This window comes from Pseudomonas sp. SZ40 (assembly GCF_052958135.1).
Map to the genome: position 1 here is coordinate 374,760 of NZ_JBQWIF010000001.1, position 24,326 is coordinate 399,085.

The window sequence follows — 24,326 nt, forward strand, 5'->3', positions numbered from 1 at the left end:
GCATGAGCAGACGCGCAGCACCGCACGGCCAGGCAGCACCCATGGATGGCGTGTCGCCATCGGATGAAACCAACCAGGTGTCTCGGGAGGGCGTATGAGTCCGGAAATCGCAACGATCATCGGTCTGGTGATCATGTTCATCGTGGCCACGGCCCTGCCCATCAACATGGGCGCCGTCGGCTTCGCATTGGCGTTCATCGTCGGCGGTATCTGGGTCGGCATGGGGGGCAAGGAGGTTCTAGCGGGGTTCCCCGCCGATCTGTTCCTGACCCTGGTCGGCATTACCTATCTGTTCGCCATCGCCCAGAAGAACGGCACCATCGACCTGCTGGTGCATTGGGCGGTGAAGGGCGTGCGCGGCCATATCGTGGCCATTCCGTGGGTGATGTTCATCGTCACCGCTGTGCTCACCGCCTTCGGCGCGCTGGGGCCAGCGGCGGTCGCGATCATCGGTCCGGTCGCGCTGCGTTTCGCCAAGCAGTACGAGATCAACCCGTTGATGATGGGCCTGCTGGTGATCCACGGGGCGCAGGCGGGCGGGTTCTCGCCGATCAGCGTGTACGGTGGCATCACCAACCAGGTGGTGCAGAAGGCCGGGCTGGACGTCACGGAAATGGCCGTGTTCCTCACCAGCCTCGGCTTCAACCTGCTGATGGCGTTCATCTGCTTCTTCGCTTTTGGCGGTATCGCACTGTTGCGCCGTGGACGTGCCGTGGCCGATGAGCCGTTGATCGCCGGTGTGCAGGCGTCGTCGCGTCAGTTCGCCATCGAGGGCCATGGCGCGGTGGTCAGTGCCGGTGGCGGCACCTTGTCCAATAACCCGCAGGCGCTGGATGAGGTGCGCATCAACCGCGATCACCTGATCACCCTGGTTGGTCTGCTGGGCCTGGGCATCGCTGCGCTGGTGTATGACCTCAACGTCGGTCTGGTGGCGATCACCGTGGCCGTCGCTATTGCGGTGATCTCGCCGTCCGCGCAGAAGGGCGCCGTGGACGGCATCAGCTGGTCCACGGTGCTGCTGATCAGTGGTGTGGTGACCTACGTCGCCGTGCTGCAGAAGGCCGGTGCAGTCGACTTCGTCGGTCATGGCGTCAGCGCCATCGGTATTCCGCTGCTGGGAGCACTGCTGGTCTGCTATGTCGGTGGCATCGTCTCCGCCTTCGCGTCTTCGGCGGCCGTGCTGGGCGCCACGATTCCGCTGGCGGTACCGTTCCTGATGCAGGGCCAGCTCAGCGCTGCAGGCGTGATCTGTGCGCTGGCGGTGTCCTCCACGGTGGTGGACGTCAGCCCGTTCTCCACCAATGGCGCGTTGGTGGTGGCTTCGGCGGCGAAGGAAGAGCGCGAGGCGTTGTTCCGTCGTTTCCTCGTCTACAGCGGGCTGGTGGTGGCCTTCGGCCCGCTGCTGGCCTGGTTGCTGTTCGTGGTGCCGGGCTGGATGTAACCCACCGGGCTGGCCTCAGGCATTCAGCCCGAGGCTGTACATGCGGCATTCGGCAAGGAGCGCGAGCAGGTTGGGGTCGCGCTCCTTGGCTTTGAGAAACACCACGCCGATGTGCTGCTGCAGGTGGTACTTGGTCTGAAGTGCAATCAGCTTCACGCGGTTCTCGTACACCGCCGCGATGCGCCCCGGCAGCAGGGCATAACCCACGCCGGAACTGACCATGCTGAGCAGGGTGAAGATGTCGTTCACCTGCATGGCCACATTGGGCTCGAACCCCGCCTGCTGAAATACCCGCACACCGTCCTGGTGGGTGGCGAAGCCCTGGGTCAGGGTGATGAAGGTGGATTCGCGCAGGTCGGCCAGGTCCACTTCGGCCTGCTCGGCGAAGGGCGAGTCCACCGGTACGGCGAGGAAGATGTCATCGGAAAACAGCGGCAGTTGCTCGCAATCGGGATGGGGATCGCAGTCGCTCAGGGCGACCAGAATCGCGTCCAGCTCCATGTTCTTCAGCTTGTACATGAGGTCGATGTTGGAGCCGAGAATCAGGTCGATATTCAACTCGCTGCGCCGTATCTTCAGGCCCATGATCAACTGCGGTACGGTTTTCACCGTCAGTGAATACAGCGAGCCGAGCTTGAAGCGCTCGGCCGAGAATCCGGCTGCTTCGCGGGTCAGGCGTACCGTGTCGACCACGTCCTTCACCAACTGGCGAGCCTTTTCCTCCAGCACGTAGGCGCTTTCGAGGGGAATCAGATTGCGCCCTTCGTGCTTGAACAGCGGGCAGCGCAGGGCGCTTTCCAGCGAATGAATGGCGCGGTGCACGCTAACGTTGCTGGTGTCCAGCTCGCTCGCGGCTTTGGTCAGGTTGCCGCAGCGCATGAAGGCCAGAAAGATTTCCAGCTTCTTGAGCGTCAGTTCTTCATCTATCTGCATGGGCCAGATCCACTCCTTGGCAGGGGGCTGGCCCGATTGTGACGCAGATCGGCAGGGGCTACAAAATCAACCGCAGGCGATGCGCTCGATCACTTCCGCTTCGCTGATGTCGATGTTCAGGCGTTGAGAGTCGTAATCCAGGGTGACCATGTCGCCAGGCGAGAGTACCCGTGCGGTGCGTGCGCCGGACTGCTGGCGTGCCTGTTCGACGATTTCCGCGGTGGCGACCTGACCGAGCAGGCCCTGGGCGGCTTCGGCACTGCATTTGCCGTTGTTATTGGCGGGTTTCGAGGCCTGGGTGGGCGCTGTGTCGGTCGAACTGCAGCCGGCGAGCACGGCGAGCAGGGCGGCGCCGCCAATCAGGTGTTTGAAAGCCATTGCATGATCCTTGTGTCTGAAGGGTTCACTGTGAAGTACCAGAGTGTGCCGTGTATCGGACTGTCTTGTCGTGCCCGTGTTCCGAATTCGACCTATCCACAGGCTGTCGAGGTGCGCCTGGTCGCCATCGAACCCCGTGATGGCGCGCGCTCCGCCGAGCGGGGCAGCGTGGCGTGTAGCATTTCTTTACAATGGCCGACTGTTTCCAGGATCAAGGCAATGCCGTGCAATCGGTCATTTCTATTCAGCAGTTGAACAAAACCTATGCGTCCGGGCATCCGGCGCTGAAATCCATCGATCTGGACATCCACAAGGGCGAGATCTTCGCGCTGCTGGGTCCCAACGGCGCCGGCAAGACCACGCTGATCAGCATCATCTGCGGCATCGTCAATCCCGGCAGCGGTTCGGTGACGGTTGGCGGCCACGACATCCTGCGTGATTACCGGGCGGCCCGGTCGAAGATCGGCCTGGTGCCCCAGGAGCTGTTCAACGAAGGTTTCGAAAGCGTGTGGGCAGCGGTGCGCTTCAGCCGTGGCCTGTTCGGCAAGGCGCCGGACAACGCGTATCTGGAGCAACTGCTGCGCGACCTGTCGCTGTGGGACAAGAAGGATGCGCGCATCTTCGAACTGTCCGGCGGCATGAAACGCCGGGTGATGATCGCCAAGGCGCTGTCCCACGAACCGGAGATCCTCTTTCTCGACGAGCCGACCGCCGGGGTCGACGTCGAACTGCGCCGCAACATGTGGGAAATGGTGCGCAAGCTGCGCGAACGCGGCGTGACCATCATCCTGACCACCCACTACATCGAGGAGGCCGAGGAAATGGCCGACCGCATCGGCGTGATCCGCAAGGGCGAGATCATTCTGGTGCAGGACAAGGACACCCTGATGCGTCAGCTCGGCAAGAAACAGCTGACCTTGCACCTGCAGCAGCCGTTGAGCGAACTGCCGCCGGCGCTGCAGCGTGATGACCTGCAATTGCGCGACGACGGCCACGAGCTGGTCTACAGCTTCGACGGCCAGCAGGAGGACACCGGCATCGCCGCATTGCTGCAGGTGCTGGCGCAGCACGGCATCGCCTTCAAGGATCTGCAGTCGAGCGAGAGTTCGCTGGAGGACATCTTCGTCAGTCTGGTGAGGGATCGGATATGAATTTCTACGCGATCCGCGCCATCTACCTGTTCGAACTGGCCCGCACCTGGCGCACCCTGCTGCAGAGCATCGCCACGCCGGTGATCACCACCTCGCTGTACTTCGTGGTGTTCGGCTCGGCCATCGGTTCGAGCATGACCCAGGTGCATGGCGTCAGCTATGGTGCCTTCATCATCCCCGGCCTGATCATGCTGGCGCTGCTGACCGAGAGCATCTCCAACGCCTCGTTCGGCATCTACATGCCCAAATACTCGGGCACCATCTACGAGGTGCTGTCGGCGCCGATTTCCTACCTGGAAATTCTCCTCGGCTACGTGGGCGCGGCGGCCACCAAGTCCATCGTGCTCGGCCTGATCATCCTCGCCACGGCGCGGCTGTTCGTCGATTTCGAGATTCTCCATCCGTTCTGGATGCTGGCCTTCCTGGTGCTCACGGCGCTGACCTTCAGCCTGTTCGGCTTCATCATCGGCGTGTGGGCCGACGGCTGGGAGAAGCTGCAGATCGTCCCTGCGCTGATCGTTACGCCACTGACCTTTCTCGGCGGCAGCTTCTACTCGATCAGCATGCTGCCACCGGTATGGCAGACGGTGACCCTGTTCAACCCGGTGGTCTACCTGATCAGTGCGTTCCGCTGGAGCTTCTACGGCGTATCCGACGTCAACGTGCTGGTCAGCCTGGGGATGATTCTCGGCTTCCTGCTGGCGTGCATCCTTACCGTTGGCTGGATCTTTAAAACCGGCTATCGCCTGAAAAGCTGAAAAAAACTGCTGCGCGTCGGCCCTGCTGCGTTAAAAACGGGCTCGAAATGCTCATGTACAAAAGTACATTGCGCTTTCTCGCCTGTTTTTGCCTTGCATGATCCTAGCTCGCGAGTTTTTCGCAGGGTGTGAAAGGGTGGGTTCCAGGCTTTTTTCATGCCATTATCCGGCGCAGAAGAATTCCGAGAATGGTCATGCTGGACGAGTTACTCCAACGCGTTCGAGGCTACAGCCCGCACTTCATGGAGGCCCAGGAGGGTTTTCCCGAGGCTGCGGTGCTGGTGCCCATCACCCGCAGCGATGAGCCCGAAGTGGTACTCACCCTGCGCGCCAGTGGTCTGTCCACCCACGGTGGCGAAGTCGCCTTTCCCGGTGGCCGCCGCGACCCGGAAGACCGCGACCTGATCGACACCGCCCTGCGCGAGGCCGAAGAGGAAATCGGCCTGCCGCCCGGCCTCGTGGAGATCGTCGGTCCGCTCAGCACGCTGGTTTCCAGGCACGGCATTCAGGTCACGCCCTATGTCGGGGTGGTGCCTGACTTCGTCGACTACCAGGCCAACGATGGCGAGATCGCCGCGGTGTTTTCCGTGCCCCTGGCGTTCTTCCGTGATGACCCCCGTGAAGTCACCCACCGCATCGATTACCTCGGCCATAGCTGGTACGTGCCGAGCTACCGCTATGGTGAGTACAAGATCTGGGGGCTGACGGCGATCATGCTGGTGGAGCTGGTCAATCTGGTCTTTGATGCCGGTATCGACATGCAGCGCCCACCCGAGTACTACATTCACCTCACGTGAGCCTGGCTCCGAGACTTTCGCCATGAAATACCGCCTGGGCAATGCCCGTGTCGAACAGCATCCGCAAAGCTGGGTCGCTCCCAGCGCCACCCTGATCGGCAAGGTACGCCTCGAGGCGCGGGCCAGTGTCTGGTTCGGCGCGGTGCTGCGTGGCGACAACGAACTCATCCATATCGGCGAGGACAGCAACGTCCAGGACGGTGCGGTCATGCACACCGACATGGGCTCACCGCTGACCCTGGGCAAGGGCGTCACCGTGGGCCACAACGCCATGTTGCATGGTTGTTCGGTCGGTGATTACAGCCTGGTCGGCATCAACGCCGTGGTGCTCAATGGCGCGCGTATCGGCAAGCACTGCATCATCGGCGCCAACGCGCTGATCGCCGAGGGCAAGGAAATTCCCGATGGTTCGCTGGTGGTGGGCTCGCCCGGCAAGGTGGTGCGTGAGCTCACCGAGCAGCAGAAGAAACTGCTCGAAGCCAGTGCCGCTCACTATGTACAGAACGCCAGGCGTTATGCCACCGATCTCGCCGAGCAGGAAGACTGATGCAAACCGCCGAACGTCCCGTCGCCTCACCCTGCGTGCACGTCTGTGCACTGGACGAGGAGGACATCTGCATCGGTTGCCAGCGCAACGTCGACGAGATCACCCGCTGGAGCCGCATGGAAAACGCCGAGCGCCGCCAAGTGCTGCAGCTGTGCCATGAACGTGCCCGTGACAAAGGCATCCTGCTCTAGCGGGGCGCGCCGGCCCATTGCGACGCATCCCACGCAGGCAGCGGCTCCGATCAGTCGTTACGCGCTCCGCCGAACGCCGCGCAGCCACGGATCAGCTTGCCATTGAGGCGTAGCTCGGCGCTCAGGTGCTGTACCGCGCCGCTCATGGTGTCGACGCAACGCTGCGGCGCTATCCACAGTTCCACGCGCTGGCCATTGGCTTCGCTGGTCAGGTTGATGCGGCCATCGGGCAGTTGCTCTTCCATGTAGGGCAGCGCCAGGGGCTCGTGCTCCGGACCGCTGAGCACCATGCCCTGATTGCTCACGGTCACGCTCCAGAACGGCTCCTGGCCGCTGGCGCGCACCAGTGTGCGCTTGAAGTTGGGGTCGTCGCAGCCATGGCCTTCACCCTGCAGCCGATACACGCGGCTCAGCTCGAAGCCGCCGTCGGCACCGCTGATCTTGGTCGACCCCATCTGCCCGCGCAGGTCGGCGAACAGAACGGAATGACCATCGCCCAACAGCTCGCTGCTGTCCTGGGTGATACCGGTGCTGCCCTCGCCGATGGCGAAGCGGCGTGGATCGCTACAGGGGGAAAACCATAGCTGGCCGGCTTCGCGAGTCAGCTGGCCCTGCAGGCGTGTCTGCGATTTTTCCGGGTCCACGGGCTTGCCCGTATACACCGCGCAACTGGCGAACAGTGGCAACAGGGTGAACACTAGGAATTTGCGGCTGATAGGCATGTGGCTCTCCGTTTGCGAGCGGCCACGTTACCGAGGCCGCTGGGCAATCTCAAGGGACGCCAACGATGATCCGCTGCAAGCGTGTTTACCAGGCGCAGGAGGAGGGCGACGGCTACCGGGTGCTGGTCGACCGCCTGTGGCCATGAGGTTGTCGCAACGATGCGCTGCACCACGATGAGTGGCTGCCAGCTGTAGCACCTTCCGCCGAACTGCGCCGCCAGTTCTTACCGCGTCGAGGTGTTCGACGCCTTTCGTGAGGGCTGTCGCCGCGAGTTAGCGGCACACCCCGAGTATTGGCAAAGCCTGCTGACGCGCGCCGCAGCAGGCAAGCTGACGCTGTTGTACGCCGCCTGCAACAGGGAGCACAACAACGCCCGGGTACTGCAGGATTTTCTGGAAGATGAGCTGGAGCGGCGTGGCGCGAGTAGCTCGCTGGTGCGTTATGCGGGCGAGCTGTAGGACTTACAAGCTGTTTACGATCATTCGCCGTAACTCCGCACGTAGAGACTGTAACGTGGCGGAAACGGCCGGCTGACCGCCACTTGTGGGAACGGGCCATGCCCGTGATTTCGCGGGCATGGACCAGGTGTCCCCGCCCGTTCCCACAGGTACTGCATCAATGGCTGCTCCTGCCTTATTGCAGTCGATTCCGGATACAAACTCCCAAAAAATCAAAGGTCTTTAACGGGGCTCGACACCTACCGGGCGCATGAAGCTGCGCTCGTAACTGATGATGCAGCGGTTCTGCTGTGCATAGGCGAAGGCCTCCAGGCACTCGGCATCTTGCATCGAGCGCTCACGGTACTCCTCGTAGGTGGCCAGGCTGGGGAAGCTGAACAGTGCCAGGGCCACGTTGTTGGCACCTTCCGATGGCAGGAAGTAGCCGTGATGCTGGCCGCCGAATTTCTCCACCAGGGGTATCCATAATTTTGCGTAGTGCTCGAACTCGGCCAATTGGTACGGGTCGATGATGTAGCGCAGGTAGCAGGTGATCATGAGGGGCTCCTTGACGGCGGGCAGCATAGCTCAGCTCAACAGCGCTTGGCACTTAGCCGAATGTCTGTCCCAACTGCCGCAGTGTCTCGCTGGTCTTTCGTAGCGTTGCATCCTTCGCGAAGACGGCAAGGTAGATCAACAGGCCATTGGGCAGCAGCAGAAAGCCGGCGAGCCAGAGGTTGAAAGCAATGCCGAACAGCGCGTAAAGCGACAGCCCCAGCACCACCGCCAGCAGCAGAAAAAAGCCGAGACGTGTGCCGGTGAAGCTTCTGCGTTCTATATCGAGTGGGGTAAAGCTTTTCATTCATGACACTCCTTCATACAGCCAGCAGCCGCTCCAGCAACCAGGCGGCAGCCGGGCCCAGCGGCCGTTCCCGCGACCAGACCACATCCACCGCAACCTGCTTGGGCCAGCCGTTGATGGCCAGTTCCTGCAGGCGATCCCCGCCATGGCCCATGACCAACTGGCGAGGCAGGGCAGCCCAGCCAAAGCCCAGCGTGGCCATCTCCAGCAGCAGCAGATAGTCCGGCGCCGACCAGCAGCGCCCGCCACTGCCCGGCAGATCGTCCAGTTCTTCTTCCTGCTTCGCCACAGTGCTCAGGCGCAGTACGCGCCAGTGGGCCAGATCATCCGCAGTGACTCGCGGTAACTGGCTGAGCGGATGCCCTCTGGCGACGAATAGACCGAAATCTGCACAGTCGGCCAGGCTGGCGTGGGCCAGTTCCGGCGGATAACTGGGTTGTGCAGCGAGCAGGCCAAGATTGACCCGGCCCTGGCCGACCAAGTCGAGAACATCAGCGTGCTCGGCGAAAAAACACTCGAATTCCAGATCCGGGTAGCGCTGGTCGAGCTCCACCAGACGAGCCTGATACTGGCTCGCCTGGTAGGCGTCCGACAGCACAAGGGTCAGCTTGGGCTCCAGGCCCGCAGCCAATTGTCCGGCCTGGCGCAGCAGGCGATCGGATGCGGCCAGCACATCCTGCACCCGGCTCAAGAGGCTGCAGCCGGCCTCGGTCAGCGTTAGCTGGCGCGCGCCGCGTACGAACAGGCTGACGTTGAGGTCGATTTCCAGCCGCGCAATGGATTCGCTGACCGTCGACTGGCTTTTGCCCAGGCGCCGGGCCGCGGCACTGAACGAGCCGGTGGCGGCCGCCTGGGCAAAAGCCTGGAGAGATTCGGGAGAAAGATTCATATCGGTTTTTCCGATGGTTGGCAACTTTGCTCTGGCTGTTTTTCCGATGAGGATAGCTCCATCGACGTTACCTTGCGAGTCATCAGAAATGAGTCAGTCCAATCAGATCGCCCGTCGCTCCCTCAAGGAGCGCGTGCTGCATGCAACCCTGTTCGAAGTGATCGCCGTGGTGGTGTGCGCGCCGCTGCTGGCCTGGGCCATGGGTAAATCCCTGGCGCACATGGGCGCCCTGACGCTGATGTTCTCGGCCATCGCCATGCTCTGGAACATGATCTTCAACATGCTGTTTGATGCCGCGCAGCGCCGCATGGGTTTCGAGCGCGGCCTTTGGGCGCGGATCAGCCACGCCTTGCTGTTCGAGGCAGGCCTGATTCTGGTGCTGGTACCGCTGGCGGCCTGGTGGCTGTCGATCAGCCTGGTGGCGGCATTCTTCCTGGATATCGGCCTGATCCTGTTCTTCCTGCCCTACACCCTGGGCTACAACCTGGCTTACGACAGCCTGCGCGAGCGTTACTTCCAGCGTCGCCAAGCCAGCGAACTGGCCTGCCGCTAATCGCCTGGCTTTGGCCACGGCCTGCCACGCTGCAGGCCGTCGGCCGAGCGTCATGCGGCTTGTGATCCGCTGCCGGCAACCCCTAAGCTTCGCGGTTTACGGTTCCCCCGAAGGCAAGGGCATGGCTACTCAGAGTATCGTCGTTCCGCGGATTTCCAGCTTCCCCGGCCATGAGCGCAAGGCGCAGCAGATCCTTCGCTGGCTGGCCAAGCGCGATATCGTCGAGGCGCTGCCGACCACCTGTGGGCGCAATGGCATGGCCTACGCCATCGCGCCTGGAGCGAGCAGGGTGGTCGAGTTCGCCGAGCGGCTGCCGTTCGGCCAGCCCATCAATGGGCTGGAAGTCATCTACCGGCGCTGCATCTACACGCCCGTCGACGGCTTCCTCGAAGAGGCGGGTTGCCCCGAATGCCGCAAGGAGATCGGCGAGGCGTTGTTCGAAAGCCTGGACGAGTGGACGCCAGGAGAAACCGACAACTTCACCTGCCCCGAATGCAGGCACGAAGACGACATCAACGGTTTCCTGTTCCTGCAGCCTTGCGGCTTTTCCAACCTGGGTTTCATCTTCAATGGCTGGGCCGATGCGCGGTTCACGCCTGCCTTTCTCGAAGAGTTCGCCGAACGGCTGGGGTATCCCGTCGCGCTGGTAAGCGCCTAGGTTTATTACGCAGGCAACGCCCTGCCTGGTATGGCGATCCGCCAGTGATGCGGCGTTGCAAGGGGAGGGGGAGCTCTTCCCTGAGCCTGAATAGATCAGGCTGCATGAATGCTCATCGGTTCCCCGCCAGCTGAGAATCATTGATATTAATTGCCGAACGGTCGATATCCATTCTTTACATTGAGTGACAGGGGCTGACTCGGTATAATGGCGCGCTTCCAATTTTCCCGTCTGGGAGCCCCCGCCATGCTGCGTATCAGTCAAGAAGCTCTTACCTTCGACGACGTTTTACTTATCCCCGGTTTCTCCGATGTTCTGCCGAAGGACGTCAGCCTCAAGACTCGCCTCACCCGTGGCATCGAGTTGAATATTCCGCTGCTGTCCGCGGCCATGGATACCGTGACCGAAGCCCGCCTGGCCATCGCCATGGCGCAGGAAGGCGGCATCGGCATCATCCACAAGAACATGACCATCGAGCAGCAGGCTGCCGAAGTGCGCAAGGTCAAGAAGTTCGAAGCCGGTGTGGTCAAGGACCCGATCACCATCGAGGCCGACGCGACCGTGCGCGACCTGTTCGAACTGACTCGCCAGAACAACATCTCCGGCGTTCCCGTGCTGAGCAATGGTGATCTGGTCGGTATCGTCACCTCCCGTGACGTGCGCTTCGAGAACCGCCTGGACGCTACCGTCCGTGAAGTGATGACCCCCAAAGAGCGTCTCGTCACGGTCAAGGAAGGCGCTGCCAAGGACGTCGTTCGCGATCTGCTGCACAAGCACCGTATCGAGAAAGTCCTGATCGTCGACGATGCCTTCACCCTCAAGGGCATGATGACCGTCAAGGACATCGAAAAAGCCAAGGCCTACCCGCTGGCCAGCAAGGATGACCAGGGTCGTCTGCGCGTGGGTGCTGCCGTCGGTACGGGTGCCGACACCGGTGACCGCGTTGCCGCGTTGGCCAATGCCGGTGTTGACGTGATCATCGTCGACACCGCCCATGGCCACTCCAAGGGCGTGATCGAGCGCGTGCGCTGGGTCAAGCAGAACTTCCCGGATATCCAGGTGATCGGCGGCAACATCGCCACCGGCGCTGCCGCATTGGCCCTGGCCGAAGCGGGCGCCGATGCGGTCAAGGTCGGCATCGGCCCTGGCTCGATCTGCACCACCCGTATCGTCGCCGGTGTCGGCGTGCCGCAGATCTCCGCAGTGGCCAACGTCGCCGCCGCGCTGGAAGGCAGCGGTATTCCATTGATCGCCGATGGTGGCATCCGTTTCTCCGGTGACCTGTCCAAGGCCATCGTTGCCGGTGCTTCCTGCGTGATGATCGGCTCCATGCTGGCCGGTACCGAAGAAGCTCCAGGCGAGATCGAGCTGTTCCAGGGCCGCTCCTACAAGGCCTACCGCGGCATGGGCTCGCTGGGCGCCATGTCCCAGGCTCAGGGTTCCTCGGATCGCTACTTCCAGGACTCCGCTGCCGGTGCCGAGAAGCTGGTGCCTGAAGGCATCGAAGGCCGCGTGGCCTACAAGGGCGCCATGGGTTCCATCGTCCATCAACTGATGGGCGGTCTGCGGGCCTCCATGGGTTACACCGGCTGCGGCACCATCGAAGAGATGCGCACCAAGCCCGAGTTCGTCCGCATCACCGGTGCCGGCATGGCCGAATCCCACGTCCATGACGTGCAGATCACCAAAGAAGCGCCGAACTACCGGGTAGGTTGATGCTTCGGTAATACCTGTAAGCGGGGCTGTTATCGACAGCCCCGCGTTGTTTCTGCTTACCACTGACGAGAACTAGTCATGGCCCTCGACATTCACGCTCACCGCATCCTGATCCTCGATTTCGGTTCCCAGTACACCCAGCTGATCGCCCGCCGCGTGCGCGAGATCGGCGTGTATTGCGAACTGCACCCGTTCGACATGGACGATGACGCGATTCGCGAATTCGCACCGCGCGGCGTCATCCTCGCCGGTGGCCCGGAGTCGGTACACGAAGCCAACAGCCCGCGTTGCCCGCAAGCGGTATTCGACCTCGGCGTGCCGGTATTCGGCATCTGCTACGGCATGCAGACCATGGCCGAGCAGCTCGGTGGCCGAGTGGCCGGTTCCGACCTGCGCGAATTCGGTTACGCCCGCGTCGATGTGGTCGGCAAGAGTCGCATCCTCGATGGCATCGAAGACCATGTCGATGCCGACGGCGTATTCGGCCTGGACGTGTGGATGAGCCACGGCGACAAGGTCACCGAGATCCCGGCTGGATTCCATGTGCTGGCCAGCACGCCGAGCTGCCCGATTGCCGGCATGTTCGACGACGACCGTAACTATTACGGCGTGCAGTTCCACCCGGAAGTGACTCACACCAAGCAGGGCGAACGCATCCTGTCGCGCTTCATTCTCGACATCTGCGGCTGTGAAGCCCTGTGGACGCCGTCGAAAATCGCCGAAGACGCCATCGCCCAGGTGCGCGCCCAGGTCGGCGATGCCAACGTACTGCTCGGCTTGTCCGGCGGTGTGGACTCCTCGGTGGTCGCGGCGCTGCTGCACAAGGCCATCGGCGATCAGCTGACCTGCGTATTCGTCGACAACGGCCTGCTGCGCCTGCACGAAGGCGAGCAGGTGATGGCCATGTTCGCCGAGAACATGGGCGTCAAGGTGATCCGCGCCAACGCCGAGGCGCAGTTCCTCGACAACCTGGCCGGCGAAGCCGACCCGGAGAAGAAGCGCAAGATCATCGGCCGCACCTTCATCGACGTGTTCGATGCCCAGGCCAGCCAGCTCGACAACATCCAGTTCCTTGCTCAAGGCACCATCTACCCGGACGTGATCGAGTCCGCTGGCGCCAAGAGCGGCAAGGCGCACGTGATCAAGTCGCACCACAACGTCGGCGGCTTGCCCGAGGAAATGAACCTCAAGCTGGTCGAGCCACTGCGCGAGCTGTTCAAGGACGAAGTGCGTCGCCTCGGCCTCGAGCTGGGCCTGCCCTACGACATGGTCTACCGCCATCCATTCCCGGGCCCGGGCCTGGGCGTGCGCATTCTCGGCGAAGTGAAGAAGGAATACGCCGACCTGCTGCGTCGTGCCGACCACATCTTCATCGAAGAACTGCGCAAGGCCGACTGGTACCACAAGGTCAGCCAGGCGTTCGTGGTGTTCCAGCCGGTGAAATCGGTTGGCGTGGTCGGTGACGGCCGTCGTTACGCCTGGGTCGTGGCCCTGCGTGCGGTGGAAACCATCGACTTCATGACCGCCCGCTGGGCACACCTGCCGTACGAACTGCTGGAAACCGTCAGCGGCCGCATCATCAACGAAATCGACGGCATCTCCCGCGTCACTTACGACGTATCGAGCAAGCCGCCAGCGACCATCGAGTGGGAATGATCCCGCGTCCGGTGTAAGCCGGTAGTAACTGCTCAGGAAAACCAAAAGCCCGCGTAATTGCGGGCTTTTGGCTTTTTGCGTCTGACATTCTCGCAGCCCTAAGTTACAAGGCAGCCGCTAATCTCATATGGATCAACTTTGATGGGTTGGATCATCACACTATGATGGATAGGAACCCACTGATTAACGCCATTATGGACGCTCTGATGATTGCGATGTATCAGGCCGAGACGAGCGTGGCCAAGTGCCCGAATTTCAACGGAACCAAGAGCCGCATTGGTGCTGACTGTCAGAGCAATGGCGGAAAAATAAATCTGTCCCCTTTTGTCCAACAGCAACCCTCGCTGGTCACGTCAAGCGGGGACATATCCATCAAATTCCCAGTCCATCACTTCAGCCAAGTTACCGGTACTCCTATGGGGCACAGCCGCGCGCACAAGCTCGGCTGTGTGCACTGCCCACTACACTGGCTACGCTGCTGATCGCCGGCCACCCGTGCTTGCCGCTAATAGGGCATTCCAGCAGAATGTACCGAAGCCACATGACGGCCAGCAGGTCGTTCCCACATGTGCAGACCGCCCCGAGAGAACGCCGACATGAAACTCCGCCCCTGCATCGCCGCATGCATGCTTGCACTGCTTCCTACGGCCTTGATGGCGCAGGTACCAACGGAACTGTTGGGTGGTGGCAATTCGGCGAATGACGGGAAAATGGCAAACACGCCGTTCTACAAAAGCAAGGAAGGCATTTGGGTGCTGTCGCACAAGTCGGTGAACGATGGCTACCAGTGCTCCGTAGGTTTCATCACCGAGACGGCCTCGCTGAAAATTGCAGGTCCGTGGGATGCCGAAATGGCCAAAAAAGGCGACGGGATGCTGTGGTTCAACAGCAAGGACATTCCCCAGGTAAAAGCCCCTAAGACCGTAAGAGTCACATTCGGCAATGGGCTGGGCAATGCTGATGTCGGGGCCTACCAGATACCCGGCAGTGACGGCCAGGGAGGGGGTTTCATCCTGTCGCTCAAGTTTGACTCGGTTCTGAAGGATAAAAGCGACACTGCCCACTACACCATCGGCATGGATGGCAAGTCCATGGTCGATATAAAACCCATTGCCGTGCAGGCCGCCTATAGGCGTTTGAAGGAATGCATGGCGGTGCGGGTAAAGTAAGCCCCCGGACTACAGCTCCGGGGCAGTACGTTACACCGCCTTACCGTGCCGTCTATTGGCCGGGCGCGTTCATGATGTCGGCGCAGGCATGCATGCCGCGGGTATCCCCTGCAGAGTCAGCCGTCACCCGGACATCGACAACCTTGTATACGTTGTCCGACTCGTCCGGCATCAGGACATAGCGCACGTTGCAATACTGCCAACCGCCCGCCGTGCCCATTGGGGCGCCATTGAAAGCATTCACCCACTGCACCTGGTTGTCGTACGAACTGCCGTAGGAAAGAAAGCGCATCCCACCGGCATCATTGATTGCCGGCGGCCCGTTCGCCACGACCACATCGTGTTCTGTCTTCCCCACCCACAGCTGGACCAGCGTTGACTCGGCCCGCGACAGCTTGCGCTTGCCGCGCAATTGCGCAGCCTTGGTGGTAAAGGAAAGTTCTCCGCCAAGCTTCTTGAGCGTTGCATTGGTCTCATCTGCTTCACGGTCAACTCTCGACTTGAGCTCGGCCATGTTTCGTTTGAGTCCGGCGATTTCATCCGGCGTCATTTCCCGCGCGGCTACCGAGGGTGGACGTACCGCGTCCTTCCAGATGTGCTTCCAGGTGAAATCCGCCGCATCCTCACCAGTACCTATCGGAACCGCGCCCAAAACATGGATGCCCAGCCCTTCCATATTTTTTGCAAGCAGTTCGTTATTGATGGAGCGGTCCGGGTTACCCGACGCCTGCAGTGCGCTCGAGAAAGCATCCGGCTGACAGGCAATGCGATAGGCCTGCAGCAAGGTGTAGCTCGAGGTCGTCTGCCAATCCGTGGGTTGTGTTGCTTCGTACCTGTCCTTCTTCCGGGACCAGGTTCCACCTCCATTGGAACGGAACCTGATGGTGTCTACCTCCGGCAAGGATGCAAGTTTGATCTCGACATCTTTCGGAACCCGCACATTGCTTCCGTTCAAGTCCGGCATGATCATGCGATTCATGTTGGGGCATTCGAATTGCGCCGCCATGACCGTCCAATGAGGCTTGTCCGCCGCCTCGTAGACCAGTTCCAGCTCCATCCCTCGGATCAGCGTTTGGGAGAATGCACTGCCACCCAGTCTGGCGATATCCTCCGCATTGGCATACACGATCACGCGGTTGGGCGATTCACCCTGCATGTCGATGATGTACTTGTTCGCCAGTACCGGGCTGGCCATCGCCAATATGGCCAGCCCGCAAAACATTTCTCGAATTTTCACTGAAGGATCCTTTGTTGCCATCCACAGCGCAGCGCATGGCCGGCTATGACCTTGAGATGGTTCGATCTTAGAGCCGCTCGGTCCGGCTAACAAGCCGAGGTATAACCGGACCCAACGTGGTGCAGAGCGTGCGCTGCGACGGATGTTCGTTTTGGGTCGATAGCAGTCGCCGGTGACGAGGGGCAGCTACCGGCCCAAAGCCGCCCTTCTAGTAATCGGCCGAAATCGACCAAGTGCGATTCAAGGGTAGTAAGAGATGGCAAAGGTCGATGGTGTGATCAACTGCGCATATGCGGCAGCAGAACGACTTATTTGAGATCGACTAGGGCGCTCATATCTCGGTTACCATTCGATCAGTATTTGATTGATGTCTCAGGGACGATGATATGCGCTGGCGGTCGCTCACACTCATTGCTGCGCTAGGCGTACTGGCGTTCATTGATATGCTGGGGCGCACGACGCCGTTTCTGACCTCCTTTCCCGGGCGCGGCCAGTTGCAGTTCGTAGATATTACCTTGGCCAGCGTGAACTCCGCAGAGGTCTGTCATCCATATCGTGGCACGGAGACCTGCTATTGGGTGATGCGCCTAGAGGCCGATGACTCTCGCACCTGGAGACTGATGCTTGAGCCATTGCATGAGCGCCAGGATCATCGGTATGCCTTGTTGCAGCCAGGTGATCGATTGCGGCTTGGTCAGTTTGAGGGGCGCGCCTATACCCTGCAGCGGCTTTACGCGAAGACCAGCACGCCCGGGCTTGAATCAACTGCCCCCTTGCTAAGCGAGGCGGAGCTTTATGAATGGCGCTACCGCTGGTTCGTAATCCAGGCTCTCTGGTTAATTCTGGATTCACTGGTGATAGCGGCTGTTCTGTATGTGCTCTGGAAGCGACGACGAACTCATACGGCTAGCCAACTACTTTTAGCCCATGTGCTAGTTCTGACGGTGTTAGCGGGTACGTTGTGGAGTTGGCGGCCTCAGCCATTGCCTGAGGAGCGTGCGCTGGTTGATTCGCCTGTGCGCTTTTTCGCGGCTGGTGAACTGCTGGATTGTGCGGGTGCCTGGGGGCGGACTACGCGCTGTCAGCCCCAGCGTTTTCTTCTGGATGATCAAGCCCGGGTTTGGCCCTTGGCCTATCCGGCCAACTGGACACTGAGTATCGCGCGAGGTGCGAAGCTGGATCTGGGGGTGTATCACGGTAGGGTCTATCGCATCTCTTACACTAAGGCGTCCGCTGACGAGAGCCAAAAGTGTGGGTATCGACAGAATCCCTTGGCCAGGCGAACTGATGTGATCTGGCTTTGTGAGGATGATCTCAGGATCATTGATCCTGACCGCGATAATTTGGCGGATCTGCAGGCACAGTTTGCGCAACAGCTGGCTGAGCTGAAGTTTCCGCCACCGATGCCCTACCGGTGGGCCGAGCAGGCTTACCTTGAGCTCCGCGCTCAGCACAATCGCCTCCTCTTGGTTGTGTTGTTGGGCTTGGGCGTATTTCTGGTTCAGTTTCTGTTTTCGCAGGCCTCCCTACCTAGGCGCTGAATAGTTAATAGCTATTCGGGGTTTTCAAGGGAAGGTCTGTTCATCGAGTGCGGCGGCGCCGGATTGGGGTGCTAGGAGATGATGAGCCAGAGCTATACGACAGGTCTCGGCCAGAAGCGGCCCTTCGCTGTGGCTTGAAACTGGCGAAAAGAGGACGGTCTCACCGCCGTTGGGGGACCATCTTGAGGCTTGAGGATCTCTGGAAATGGGGGGCGATTCATTCAGATGATATGCCAGAGATAAGAACGTGAGAGATCGTGGTCACGATGAGGCAGTGGCAGAGGCTTTTCAGGCTGGTCCGTCGATGCCATCGTATTGCTTGCCGAAGTCTGCGCTGAGGGAGCAGCTTTTGAGCTTGCCGTGCTGATGCGTCTCCTTTCTGCTGCATGTATCTTGGCGACGTTAGCCCTCAGAAGTGATTTTTATCCTTCAGGGTATTTTTCATGGTTTTGAAAAAATTAGTTTCTTGAAAGCCACTAAATACATGCTTTCATGGCGTCTGTTGATAATAGAGTGGGAATGATCCAGCGTCCGGCACTGCCCGGCACGATCTAGCAAAAAATGCCCTGAAGCCCGCGTAATTGCGGGCTTCTTGCATTTTGAGCCTGGCATTTTCTGGCAGAGTTTGTGTAGCTCTCAGGGCATGAGCGCGAGCGGCGCCTTGCCCTATCGGCGGATCAAACCGCCTGCACCTTGGCCAACTGCTCGCCGCCAAGCCAGGCGCTGATGTCGCTGGCTTGCATGGGTTTTGAGAACAGGTAGCCCTGGGCCCAGACGCAGCCGAGGTTCTTCAGGGCGCCGAGTTCGGCGGCGGTTTCCACGCCTTCGACGATGCATTCCAGTTGCATGTCCTGGCACAGGGCAACCAGCGATTTGACGATCTTGAAGCTGGCCGGGTCGAGGTGGATGTTGGTGACGAAGGTGCGGTCCACCTTTAGTTTGGTCAGCGACAGCGCGTGGATCTGGCTCAGGCTGGAATAGCCGGCGCCGAAGTCGTCGAGGGATATGCCGCAGCCCAGCTCGCGAAACCGGCTGATCGCTCGCTGGGTCTGCGGCAGGTCCTGGATGGCCGCGGTTTCGGTGATTTCCAGATCGAGGCAGGCCGGGTCGAAACGGCTGCTCTTGATCAGCTCGACGATCTGCTGGGCCGCGTCCTGCGAACCACAGTCGTGGACGGACAGGTTGAATGACAGGCGGATACCCGCAGGCCAACTCGCGGCCGCGTCCAGCGCCGCTCTGAGCAACGGCACCGTGAGGCGATTGACCATGCCGACACGCTCGGCAATCGGAATGAAATCACAGGGCGGCACGCTGCCCAACTCTGGACTTTCCCAGCGAGCCAGTGCTTCGAACGCGGCGGTTTGCTCACTGTGAATATCCACGATGGGCTGGAACACCACGTGAAACTCACGCTCCAGATCGGCCCGGCGCAGGGCCTGCTCGGTCAGCCCTTCGCGGTTGAGCTGCTGGCGGTGGGCTGCGCTGAACAGGCAGACCGTACCGGGTCGGTGGCGCTTGCTCTGATACAGGGCGTAGTCGGCGTATTCATAGACGTGCGTGGCGCAGGATGCCTGATCCGGGAAGGTCGCGATGCCCAGTGATGCACTGATCTGGATAGGAATGTCCACCAGCAGAAACGGCTCGCGCATGCTGGCGCAGATTTTCTCGCCAAACGCCCGCAGCTGGTCGTCGCTCATGGCCTGAGTGATGATCAGGGCGAACTCGTCGCCGCCCAGCCGGGCAAGGTGCACGTTTTCGTCGAGCAGCCCGGTCAGGCGCTGGCCAACTTGATAGAGCAGCTTGTCACCAATGCTATGGCCATACAGATCGTTGACCGGCTTGAAGCCATCCAGGTCGATCAGCCCTACGGCCAGGCGAATATCCTGCTCGCGGGCGCGGGACAGTTGCGTATCGAGGCGGGAAAAGAACTGCCGTCGGTTGGCCAGCCCGGTCAGGCTGTCCTGATTGGCCAGGTGGAGGTTTTCCTCACTGAGTTTTGCCGTGTGCGCCTGCATGTTCACCAACCGGGTGAAGTCGGCGTACTGCGCCTTGAGAATGATCAGCATGGCGATGGACACCAGCAGCACGTCAATTGCAGTGGCAACGAAGGTAATGATATTGGTGGATGCGAAGAACACCACGAACGCCGTGTTGACCACTGCTGTGGTAGCCAGGGCGGCTGGTAGCAGGTGCATCATGCAGAAAATGCAGCCGATGACGGTGATCGCCATATAAAAGGCGACATGCGCCTGGGCATAGCCGTCGCCATAGGGAAACAACGCCAGCGACCAAGCGGTGAACGCCACGGCCACAAACGGCGCGAGCATATTGGTGCGCTTCAGCGCCGTCAGCATCTGCGCCGGGCTGCGTGTCTGCCCTCGCGTGCGCATCCATTCCACCGCACGAATCACGCCGAACACCGTCATGATCAAGGGGCAGTACACCACCAGCCAGCGCGGCGCGACCGCGAAGTGGGTGCCCGCCAGCATCAGGGTGTTGATCAGCAGGATGAAATACATCATCGGCAATTGGCGAGACAGCGCGAGGTATTGCGCCTTGACCAGACCAGGATTGTCCTCAGGAACGGACATCAACGCTCGTACGCCCAGCAGTATTTTTTTCATCAGGCGACGCTCTGAAAATAAGACCAGATAAATAACCGAGCGGATCATCCTTTCCAGCCTGGAGAGAGCAGGGCTAAACGCTGCGCTCATGGGATCGTGTCGGCCGATCTTCAGGTTTCTGCAATCTTTACGACTAGTGGCACTTTGATTTCGTTCCGTCAGCCGGTCGTGACGGTGCTAAGCGGAGGCGAGCGCCGATGGCGAATTGAAAGACGAATTGGGCGTTGTATTCGGGTCTGTCTGCGGGATCCGCGTCTGCCGCTTATGGGCAGCGAACGAGCGTGAGCTCAGGTTCATGCCGCAGTCCGCTAATCAGAAACGAGTGGAATCAAGCATGAGGGTTCGTGAAGGTTGACCGATGCGGCCTCGGAGCGAGTAGCGCCGGCAGTGGTCGGCGTTCTCGCAAGAGTGTGACGGTGATGTTCCATTGGCCGATCGAGCATGCTCAGCGCATGCCTTTGGCTGAAGCGCTCCGGCAGGTCGCTCCCCGGCTGCACTCCAACCTGTCACGGCGCCACACAACTGTTCGAGCTTATGCACGGAAGCTAGTGCATGCGTGCTATATCCATTGCAACTGCGCCTCCTGATACTCCCCCCCGTTGGCAACCTGCCTAACGGAACGCTTGGCCTACGCGGCTGGGCAGCCACCTTCGTGGCCTTTATGGAGTATCTGGAGTCGCTATGAACCCCTTGTTCAGAATATCCCCTCTTGCTTTTGCGATTACTCTTGCACTGCTCTCGGAGGCTCAGGCAGCGGACTACACCCTCACCGATGGTCAGGAAACCTTCAGCAGCGACCGCGTAATCGATGGCTCGATCAACGTTCGGTCAACTGACGGCAACACCTCCAGTCTGACTATCAACAGCGGCGCAACCGTGACCAGCGAAGGAGGCAGCATTATTGGCCAAGCCAGCAGTACGGGCGTCAATCAGGCTCAGGCCAGCGTGCTGGTCGAAGGAACGGGGTCGCGCTGGGTGGTGCCCCGCACTTCATTTGTGTTGGGTAACACGATCGTTGTCGGTGGTGTCGGTCAAGGCGACCTGACCGTGCGCAACGGCGGCCAGGTGTCGGTGCGGGATCTGGATCTGGGGGAGGTCAACGGTTCGCGCTCCAACGCATTTTCGAACGCCCAGCTGCTCGTGAGTGGCCAGAACTCCCTGGTCGACGCGGTCAACATCGAGGCCGGTGGGGTATTTGTCTACAGGTCGGGCATCACGGCCAATGATGGCGGGAAAATCAACAGCCAGCAGGTCGATATCGATTCCGTCGTCAGGCTTTCCGATGCCGGAACCCGCTGGGACAACAGCGGTGTGTTCAGAAACAGAAACGATCTTACGCTCGAGAATGGCGCCGTACTGGCGACCGACTCACTGTTGCTGGGCTCGGCCATTAGCAGCCGCAGTAATCAGGTGAGTGTTTCCGGACAAGGCACACGCCTGGAAACGCAGAGCATGACACTCGGCACCGGCGACACCCGCACTTACCTGACGCTGTCCAACGGTGCCGAACTGAGGGCTACCAACGGGATCCTCATCAGCACGATCAGCAGCATCAACAATCCGACCCGGGGCACGCTTGCTGTGGGCGGTTCGGTCGTGACCGATCCTAACCGTACCGATATCGATTCGGTAACTGCCGGAGCCGCTCAGGCGGCCGGCCGGTTGGACCCGCAAACCGCCATTCGCTTTGGCACGGGCAACGGGCACCTGGCGTTCAACCACACGGACACCGATCTGCAAGTCGCCAACACGTTGAGCGGAACGGGCCGAGTGTATGCGTTCAACGGGAATACCACCCTGAGCGGCGACCTTAGCGGACTGGCCGGTAGCGTCGTAGTACGCGGCGGGCGACTCGTGCTGTCGGGTGATGTCGACCAGGTCAATCAGCGCGGCAATACGGCCACCACCCAAAGCCTTTCGCGGTTGAACGTCGGCAACGGTACCCTCGTAGTCAACGGCACTGTGGGGCGCAATGAATTCGGGGTCTACACCAACAGTACCCAAGTATTGGATGGCGGCGTTCTGGCCGGCGTCGGTCAAGTGGGCACTACCGACGTAGCCGCCGGAGGTACGTTATCGCCCGGTGAAAGTGCCATAGGTGCGCTGGCCATACAAGGCAACCTCGACATGGCCGCTGGCTCACGTTACGCAGCGGATATTGCCGGCGACGGCGGCGCAGATCGGGTCAACGTGAGCGGCACGGCCACCCTGCGCGGTACGCAGGTCAACGTGACGGCACTGGATCCAGCGCAGAGTTATCAGAGCGGCAGAACCTACACCTTGCTCTCTGCCCAAGGCGGCTTGATTGACGGCGCCGCTGCAGGAACCGCCTATGCCCAGGCGTTTACCAACTCGGCATTCCTCAATGTCGGCCTGCAGCGCACTGCCAATGATTTGAACCTTACCATCGAGCAAAAAAACACAGCACCGACGCCGACGCCGACGCCGACGCCGACTCCAACGCCGACACCGACGCCGACGCCGACGCCGACGCCGACGCCAACGCCGACTCCAACGCCGACTCCGACACCGACGCCAACACCGACGCCGACTCCAACGCCGACGCCAACTCCGACACCAACGCCGACGCCGACGCCGACGCCGACTCCGACGCCAACCCCAACCCCAGAACCTACCCTGGGCATCTTCCAGACGGTCATGTTGACCGAGAACCAGTTCAATACAGCTGGCGCGCTGAGCGTACTGGAGCAAAGCGGCGATTCCCTGAGTCTCTACAACAACCTGCTGATTCTGGATGCCGAAAGTGCTCGTGACGCTGTTGATCAGCTAGCCGGTGACTATCACGGCAGTACCTCGACCGCGCTGATCGCCAATAGCCAAGTGGTGTCCGGAGTGGTGGGGACTCGTGTGCGCAGTCTTCTGGATGGCGGGACATTGCGCATGCCAGCCATGGCAATGAGCCTGATGCCCAGCACGCCACCCACTGAAAATGGCGCCTGGGTGCAGCCATTCGGCAACTGGACCAAGGTAGGCGGCGGCAACGGCGCCGGCGGTTTGCACCAAAGCACGGGCGGCCTGCTGTTCGGTGCCGATGGTAGTTTCACCCCGGATTGGCGCGGTGGCGTCTATGGCGGCTACAGCCGTTCGAAGTTCGATGCCGATGACAGTGATGCCGAGGGTCACAGCGACAACTATCATCTCGGTCTCTATACCGGTGGCGAGATCGATGCTCTGCGCCTCAGCGCAGACGTTGGTTACACCTGGCACCGTCTGGAGAGCGAGCGCAACGTTGCTTTTGCCGGGTTCAGTGATCGCCTGACCGGCAAGCGCGATGCCCAATCGTTGCAGGCAAGTGGTGAAGTGGCCTACCGCATACCCGTCGACCGCGTGGTACTGGAGCCTTTCGCCGGCCTTTCCTACGTACGCTACGACGCCAAGGATATGCATGAAAAAGGCGGTGCGGCTGCTCTGGACGTGTCCAGCGACAAGCAGGACACCGTCTTCTCGACGCTGGGCCTGCGCGCGTCGACGAACGCCCGTGTAGCGAACCTCGATACGCAACTCTACGGCTCATTGGGATGGCGACGTGCCTACGGTGATCTGGACCCGCGAAACGTTCAGTCCTTTGCAGGCGGTCCGAACTTCGAAGTGCAAGGTGTCGCCCAGGCCCGCGACACGGCTCTGACTGAAGTGGGTGCGAAACTGCGCTTGAATCGACAGACCGATCTGGGGCTGTCCTATCAAGGGCAGTTCGGTTCCGACACTCGTTTCCACTCGGTTAACGCGGGGGTGACAGTACGCTTCTGACCGAAACTGCGGCGTCGGGCTGGATGATCATTCGGGTAGTTTCGCCCCGAGTGGTATCCAGCCCGAGCTCATTGAATAGCTTTTTCGACACGAAGTTTTGGCGATGTCCCGCTGGGGCAACGCGCCGATTCTGTGCGCAGGGCGGCGGACTTCCCCGCCTAGTGCATCGCTGGTTCAGCCACGCTGAGCGAACTCACCCACATCCTCCCGATTGCTGCAGCGTGATCCGAGCACAGCCTGCGCCATCGTCACCATCAGCGCACTGCCTTCGACCAGCGCGGCGTTCGATCACCAGGG

Annotated in this window: 21 protein-coding genes and 1 pseudogene; 14 read left to right on the plus strand and 8 right to left on the minus strand. The window is 60.8% G+C overall.

The window, feature by feature from the left end; all coding sequences use genetic code 11:
• Nucleotides 1–94 precede the first annotated feature (94 nt).
• Entirely contained in the window at nucleotides 95–1,441 is a 1,347-nt protein-coding gene (locus tag ACT9T4_RS01770) for an SLC13 family permease (protein ID WP_042552015.1), read from the plus strand.
• A 15-nt stretch (nucleotides 1,442–1,456) separates the two neighbouring features.
• Here ACT9T4_RS01770 and ACT9T4_RS01775 read toward each other — a convergent pair whose 3' ends face one another.
• Together ACT9T4_RS01775 and ACT9T4_RS01780 are read right to left on the minus strand one after the other, a co-directional pair.
• The gene (locus tag ACT9T4_RS01775; RefSeq protein WP_042552014.1) at nucleotides 1,457–2,374 is read right to left on the minus strand and encodes a LysR family transcriptional regulator; all 918 of its coding nucleotides are present in this window, start codon (nucleotides 2,372–2,374) and stop codon (nucleotides 1,457–1,459) included.
• A 66-nt stretch (nucleotides 2,375–2,440) separates the two neighbouring features.
• The gene (locus tag ACT9T4_RS01780) at nucleotides 2,441–2,752 is read right to left on the minus strand and encodes an I78 family peptidase inhibitor (protein ID WP_042552013.1); all 312 of its coding nucleotides are present in this window, start codon (nucleotides 2,750–2,752) and stop codon (nucleotides 2,441–2,443) included.
• Nucleotides 2,753–2,976: 224 nt separating this feature from the next.
• Here ACT9T4_RS01780 and ACT9T4_RS01785 point away from each other — a divergent pair, with 224 nt between their 5' ends.
• The 5 genes from ACT9T4_RS01785 to ACT9T4_RS01805 all read left to right on the plus strand — a co-directional run bounded on the left by ACT9T4_RS01785 (nucleotide 2,977) and on the right by ACT9T4_RS01805 (nucleotide 6,196).
• Nucleotides 2,977–3,903, plus strand: a complete 927-nt coding sequence (locus ACT9T4_RS01785; protein ID WP_499115265.1) for an ABC transporter ATP-binding protein — start codon at nucleotides 2,977–2,979, stop codon at nucleotides 3,901–3,903.
• A complete protein-coding gene (locus ACT9T4_RS01790; protein WP_042552012.1) occupies nucleotides 3,900–4,661 on the plus strand; it encodes an ABC transporter permease in 762 nt (253 codons plus the stop codon). The genes ACT9T4_RS01785 and ACT9T4_RS01790 overlap by 4 nt, the downstream gene beginning before the upstream one ends.
• Before the next feature lie 194 nt (nucleotides 4,662–4,855).
• Complete coding sequence (locus ACT9T4_RS01795) at nucleotides 4,856–5,458, plus strand: CoA pyrophosphatase (RefSeq protein WP_042552071.1); 603 nt, start codon at nucleotides 4,856–4,858, stop codon at nucleotides 5,456–5,458.
• A 22-nt stretch (nucleotides 5,459–5,480) separates the two neighbouring features.
• On the plus strand, nucleotides 5,481–6,005 hold the full coding sequence (locus ACT9T4_RS01800) for a gamma carbonic anhydrase family protein (protein ID WP_499115211.1): 525 nt from the start codon (nucleotides 5,481–5,483) through the stop codon (nucleotides 6,003–6,005).
• Entirely contained in the window at nucleotides 6,005–6,196 is a 192-nt protein-coding gene (locus ACT9T4_RS01805; protein WP_042552010.1) for a DUF1289 domain-containing protein, read from the plus strand. The genes ACT9T4_RS01800 and ACT9T4_RS01805 overlap by 1 nt, the downstream gene beginning before the upstream one ends.
• A 50-nt stretch (nucleotides 6,197–6,246) precedes the next feature.
• Here the strand turns inward: ACT9T4_RS01805 and ACT9T4_RS01810 are convergent, their stop codons facing one another.
• The gene (locus ACT9T4_RS01810; protein ID WP_499115213.1) at nucleotides 6,247–6,918 is read right to left on the minus strand and encodes a COG3650 family protein; all 672 of its coding nucleotides are present in this window, start codon (nucleotides 6,916–6,918) and stop codon (nucleotides 6,247–6,249) included.
• 65 nt (nucleotides 6,919–6,983) lie between these two features.
• Here ACT9T4_RS01810 and ACT9T4_RS01815 point away from each other — a divergent pair.
• Nucleotides 6,984–7,377 (plus strand): annotated as a pseudogene (locus ACT9T4_RS01815) (DUF488 domain-containing protein).
• A 222-nt stretch (nucleotides 7,378–7,599) separates the two neighbouring features.
• On the opposite strand, the gene ACT9T4_RS01820 reads toward ACT9T4_RS01815, so the two are convergent.
• Genes ACT9T4_RS01820 through ACT9T4_RS01830 form a run of 3 tightly spaced genes read right to left on the minus strand, consistent with a single transcriptional unit; the run spans nucleotide 7,600 to nucleotide 9,107 of the window.
• A complete protein-coding gene (locus ACT9T4_RS01820) occupies nucleotides 7,600–7,914 on the minus strand; it encodes an NIPSNAP family protein (RefSeq protein WP_042552070.1) in 315 nt (104 codons plus the stop codon).
• A 52-nt stretch (nucleotides 7,915–7,966) separates the two neighbouring features.
• On the minus strand, nucleotides 7,967–8,218 hold the full coding sequence (locus ACT9T4_RS01825) for a hypothetical protein (RefSeq protein ID WP_042552008.1): 252 nt from the start codon (nucleotides 8,216–8,218) through the stop codon (nucleotides 7,967–7,969).
• Between the two features lie 13 nt (nucleotides 8,219–8,231).
• Entirely contained in the window at nucleotides 8,232–9,107 is an 876-nt protein-coding gene (locus tag ACT9T4_RS01830) for a LysR family transcriptional regulator (RefSeq protein ID WP_042552007.1), read from the minus strand.
• Between the two features lie 88 nt (nucleotides 9,108–9,195).
• Between ACT9T4_RS01830 and ACT9T4_RS01835 the strand changes: the two genes are divergently transcribed.
• The 5 genes from ACT9T4_RS01835 to ACT9T4_RS01855 all read left to right on the plus strand — a co-directional run bounded on the left by ACT9T4_RS01835 (nucleotide 9,196) and on the right by ACT9T4_RS01855 (nucleotide 14,859).
• Nucleotides 9,196–9,660 (plus strand): multidrug/biocide efflux PACE transporter, encoded by a 465-nt coding sequence (locus ACT9T4_RS01835; RefSeq protein ID WP_499115216.1) that lies wholly within the window; start codon nucleotides 9,196–9,198, stop codon nucleotides 9,658–9,660.
• A 121-nt stretch (nucleotides 9,661–9,781) separates the two neighbouring features.
• A complete protein-coding gene (locus tag ACT9T4_RS01840) occupies nucleotides 9,782–10,318 on the plus strand; it encodes a sugar ABC transporter ATPase (protein WP_499115218.1) in 537 nt (178 codons plus the stop codon).
• Nucleotides 10,319–10,564: 246 nt separating this feature from the next.
• A complete protein-coding gene (guaB, locus tag ACT9T4_RS01845) occupies nucleotides 10,565–12,034 on the plus strand; it encodes an IMP dehydrogenase (RefSeq protein WP_042552004.1) in 1,470 nt (489 codons plus the stop codon).
• 78 nt (nucleotides 12,035–12,112) lie between these two features.
• Complete coding sequence (gene guaA / locus ACT9T4_RS01850) at nucleotides 12,113–13,690, plus strand: glutamine-hydrolyzing GMP synthase (protein ID WP_042552003.1); 1,578 nt, start codon at nucleotides 12,113–12,115, stop codon at nucleotides 13,688–13,690.
• Nucleotides 13,691–14,286: 596 nt separating this feature from the next.
• Nucleotides 14,287–14,859, plus strand: a complete 573-nt coding sequence (locus ACT9T4_RS01855; RefSeq protein WP_499115220.1) for a hypothetical protein — start codon at nucleotides 14,287–14,289, stop codon at nucleotides 14,857–14,859.
• 52 nt (nucleotides 14,860–14,911) lie between these two features.
• On the opposite strand, the gene ACT9T4_RS01860 is transcribed toward ACT9T4_RS01855, so the two are convergent.
• Nucleotides 14,912–16,096 carry a hypothetical protein gene (locus tag ACT9T4_RS01860; protein ID WP_179538800.1) on the minus strand — a complete coding sequence of 395 codons (1,185 nt, stop codon included), beginning with the start codon at nucleotides 16,094–16,096 and terminating at the stop codon, nucleotides 14,912–14,914.
• Between the two features lie 386 nt (nucleotides 16,097–16,482).
• Here ACT9T4_RS01860 and ACT9T4_RS01865 point away from each other — a divergent pair, with 386 nt between their 5' ends.
• The gene (locus ACT9T4_RS01865; protein WP_499115222.1) at nucleotides 16,483–17,637 is read left to right on the plus strand and encodes a hypothetical protein; all 1,155 of its coding nucleotides are present in this window, start codon (nucleotides 16,483–16,485) and stop codon (nucleotides 17,635–17,637) included.
• A gap of 677 nt (nucleotides 17,638–18,314) precedes the next feature.
• Here ACT9T4_RS01865 and ACT9T4_RS01870 read toward each other — a convergent pair.
• Entirely contained in the window at nucleotides 18,315–20,261 is a 1,947-nt protein-coding gene (locus ACT9T4_RS01870; RefSeq protein ID WP_499115224.1) for a putative bifunctional diguanylate cyclase/phosphodiesterase, read from the minus strand.
• A gap of 681 nt (nucleotides 20,262–20,942) precedes the next feature.
• Here ACT9T4_RS01870 and ACT9T4_RS01875 point away from each other — a divergent pair.
• Nucleotides 20,943–24,029: an autotransporter domain-containing protein gene (locus ACT9T4_RS01875; protein WP_499115226.1), complete on the plus strand. Its 3,087-nt coding sequence runs from the start codon at nucleotides 20,943–20,945 to the stop codon at nucleotides 24,027–24,029.
• The last annotated feature ends 297 nt before the right edge of the window (nucleotides 24,030–24,326 follow it).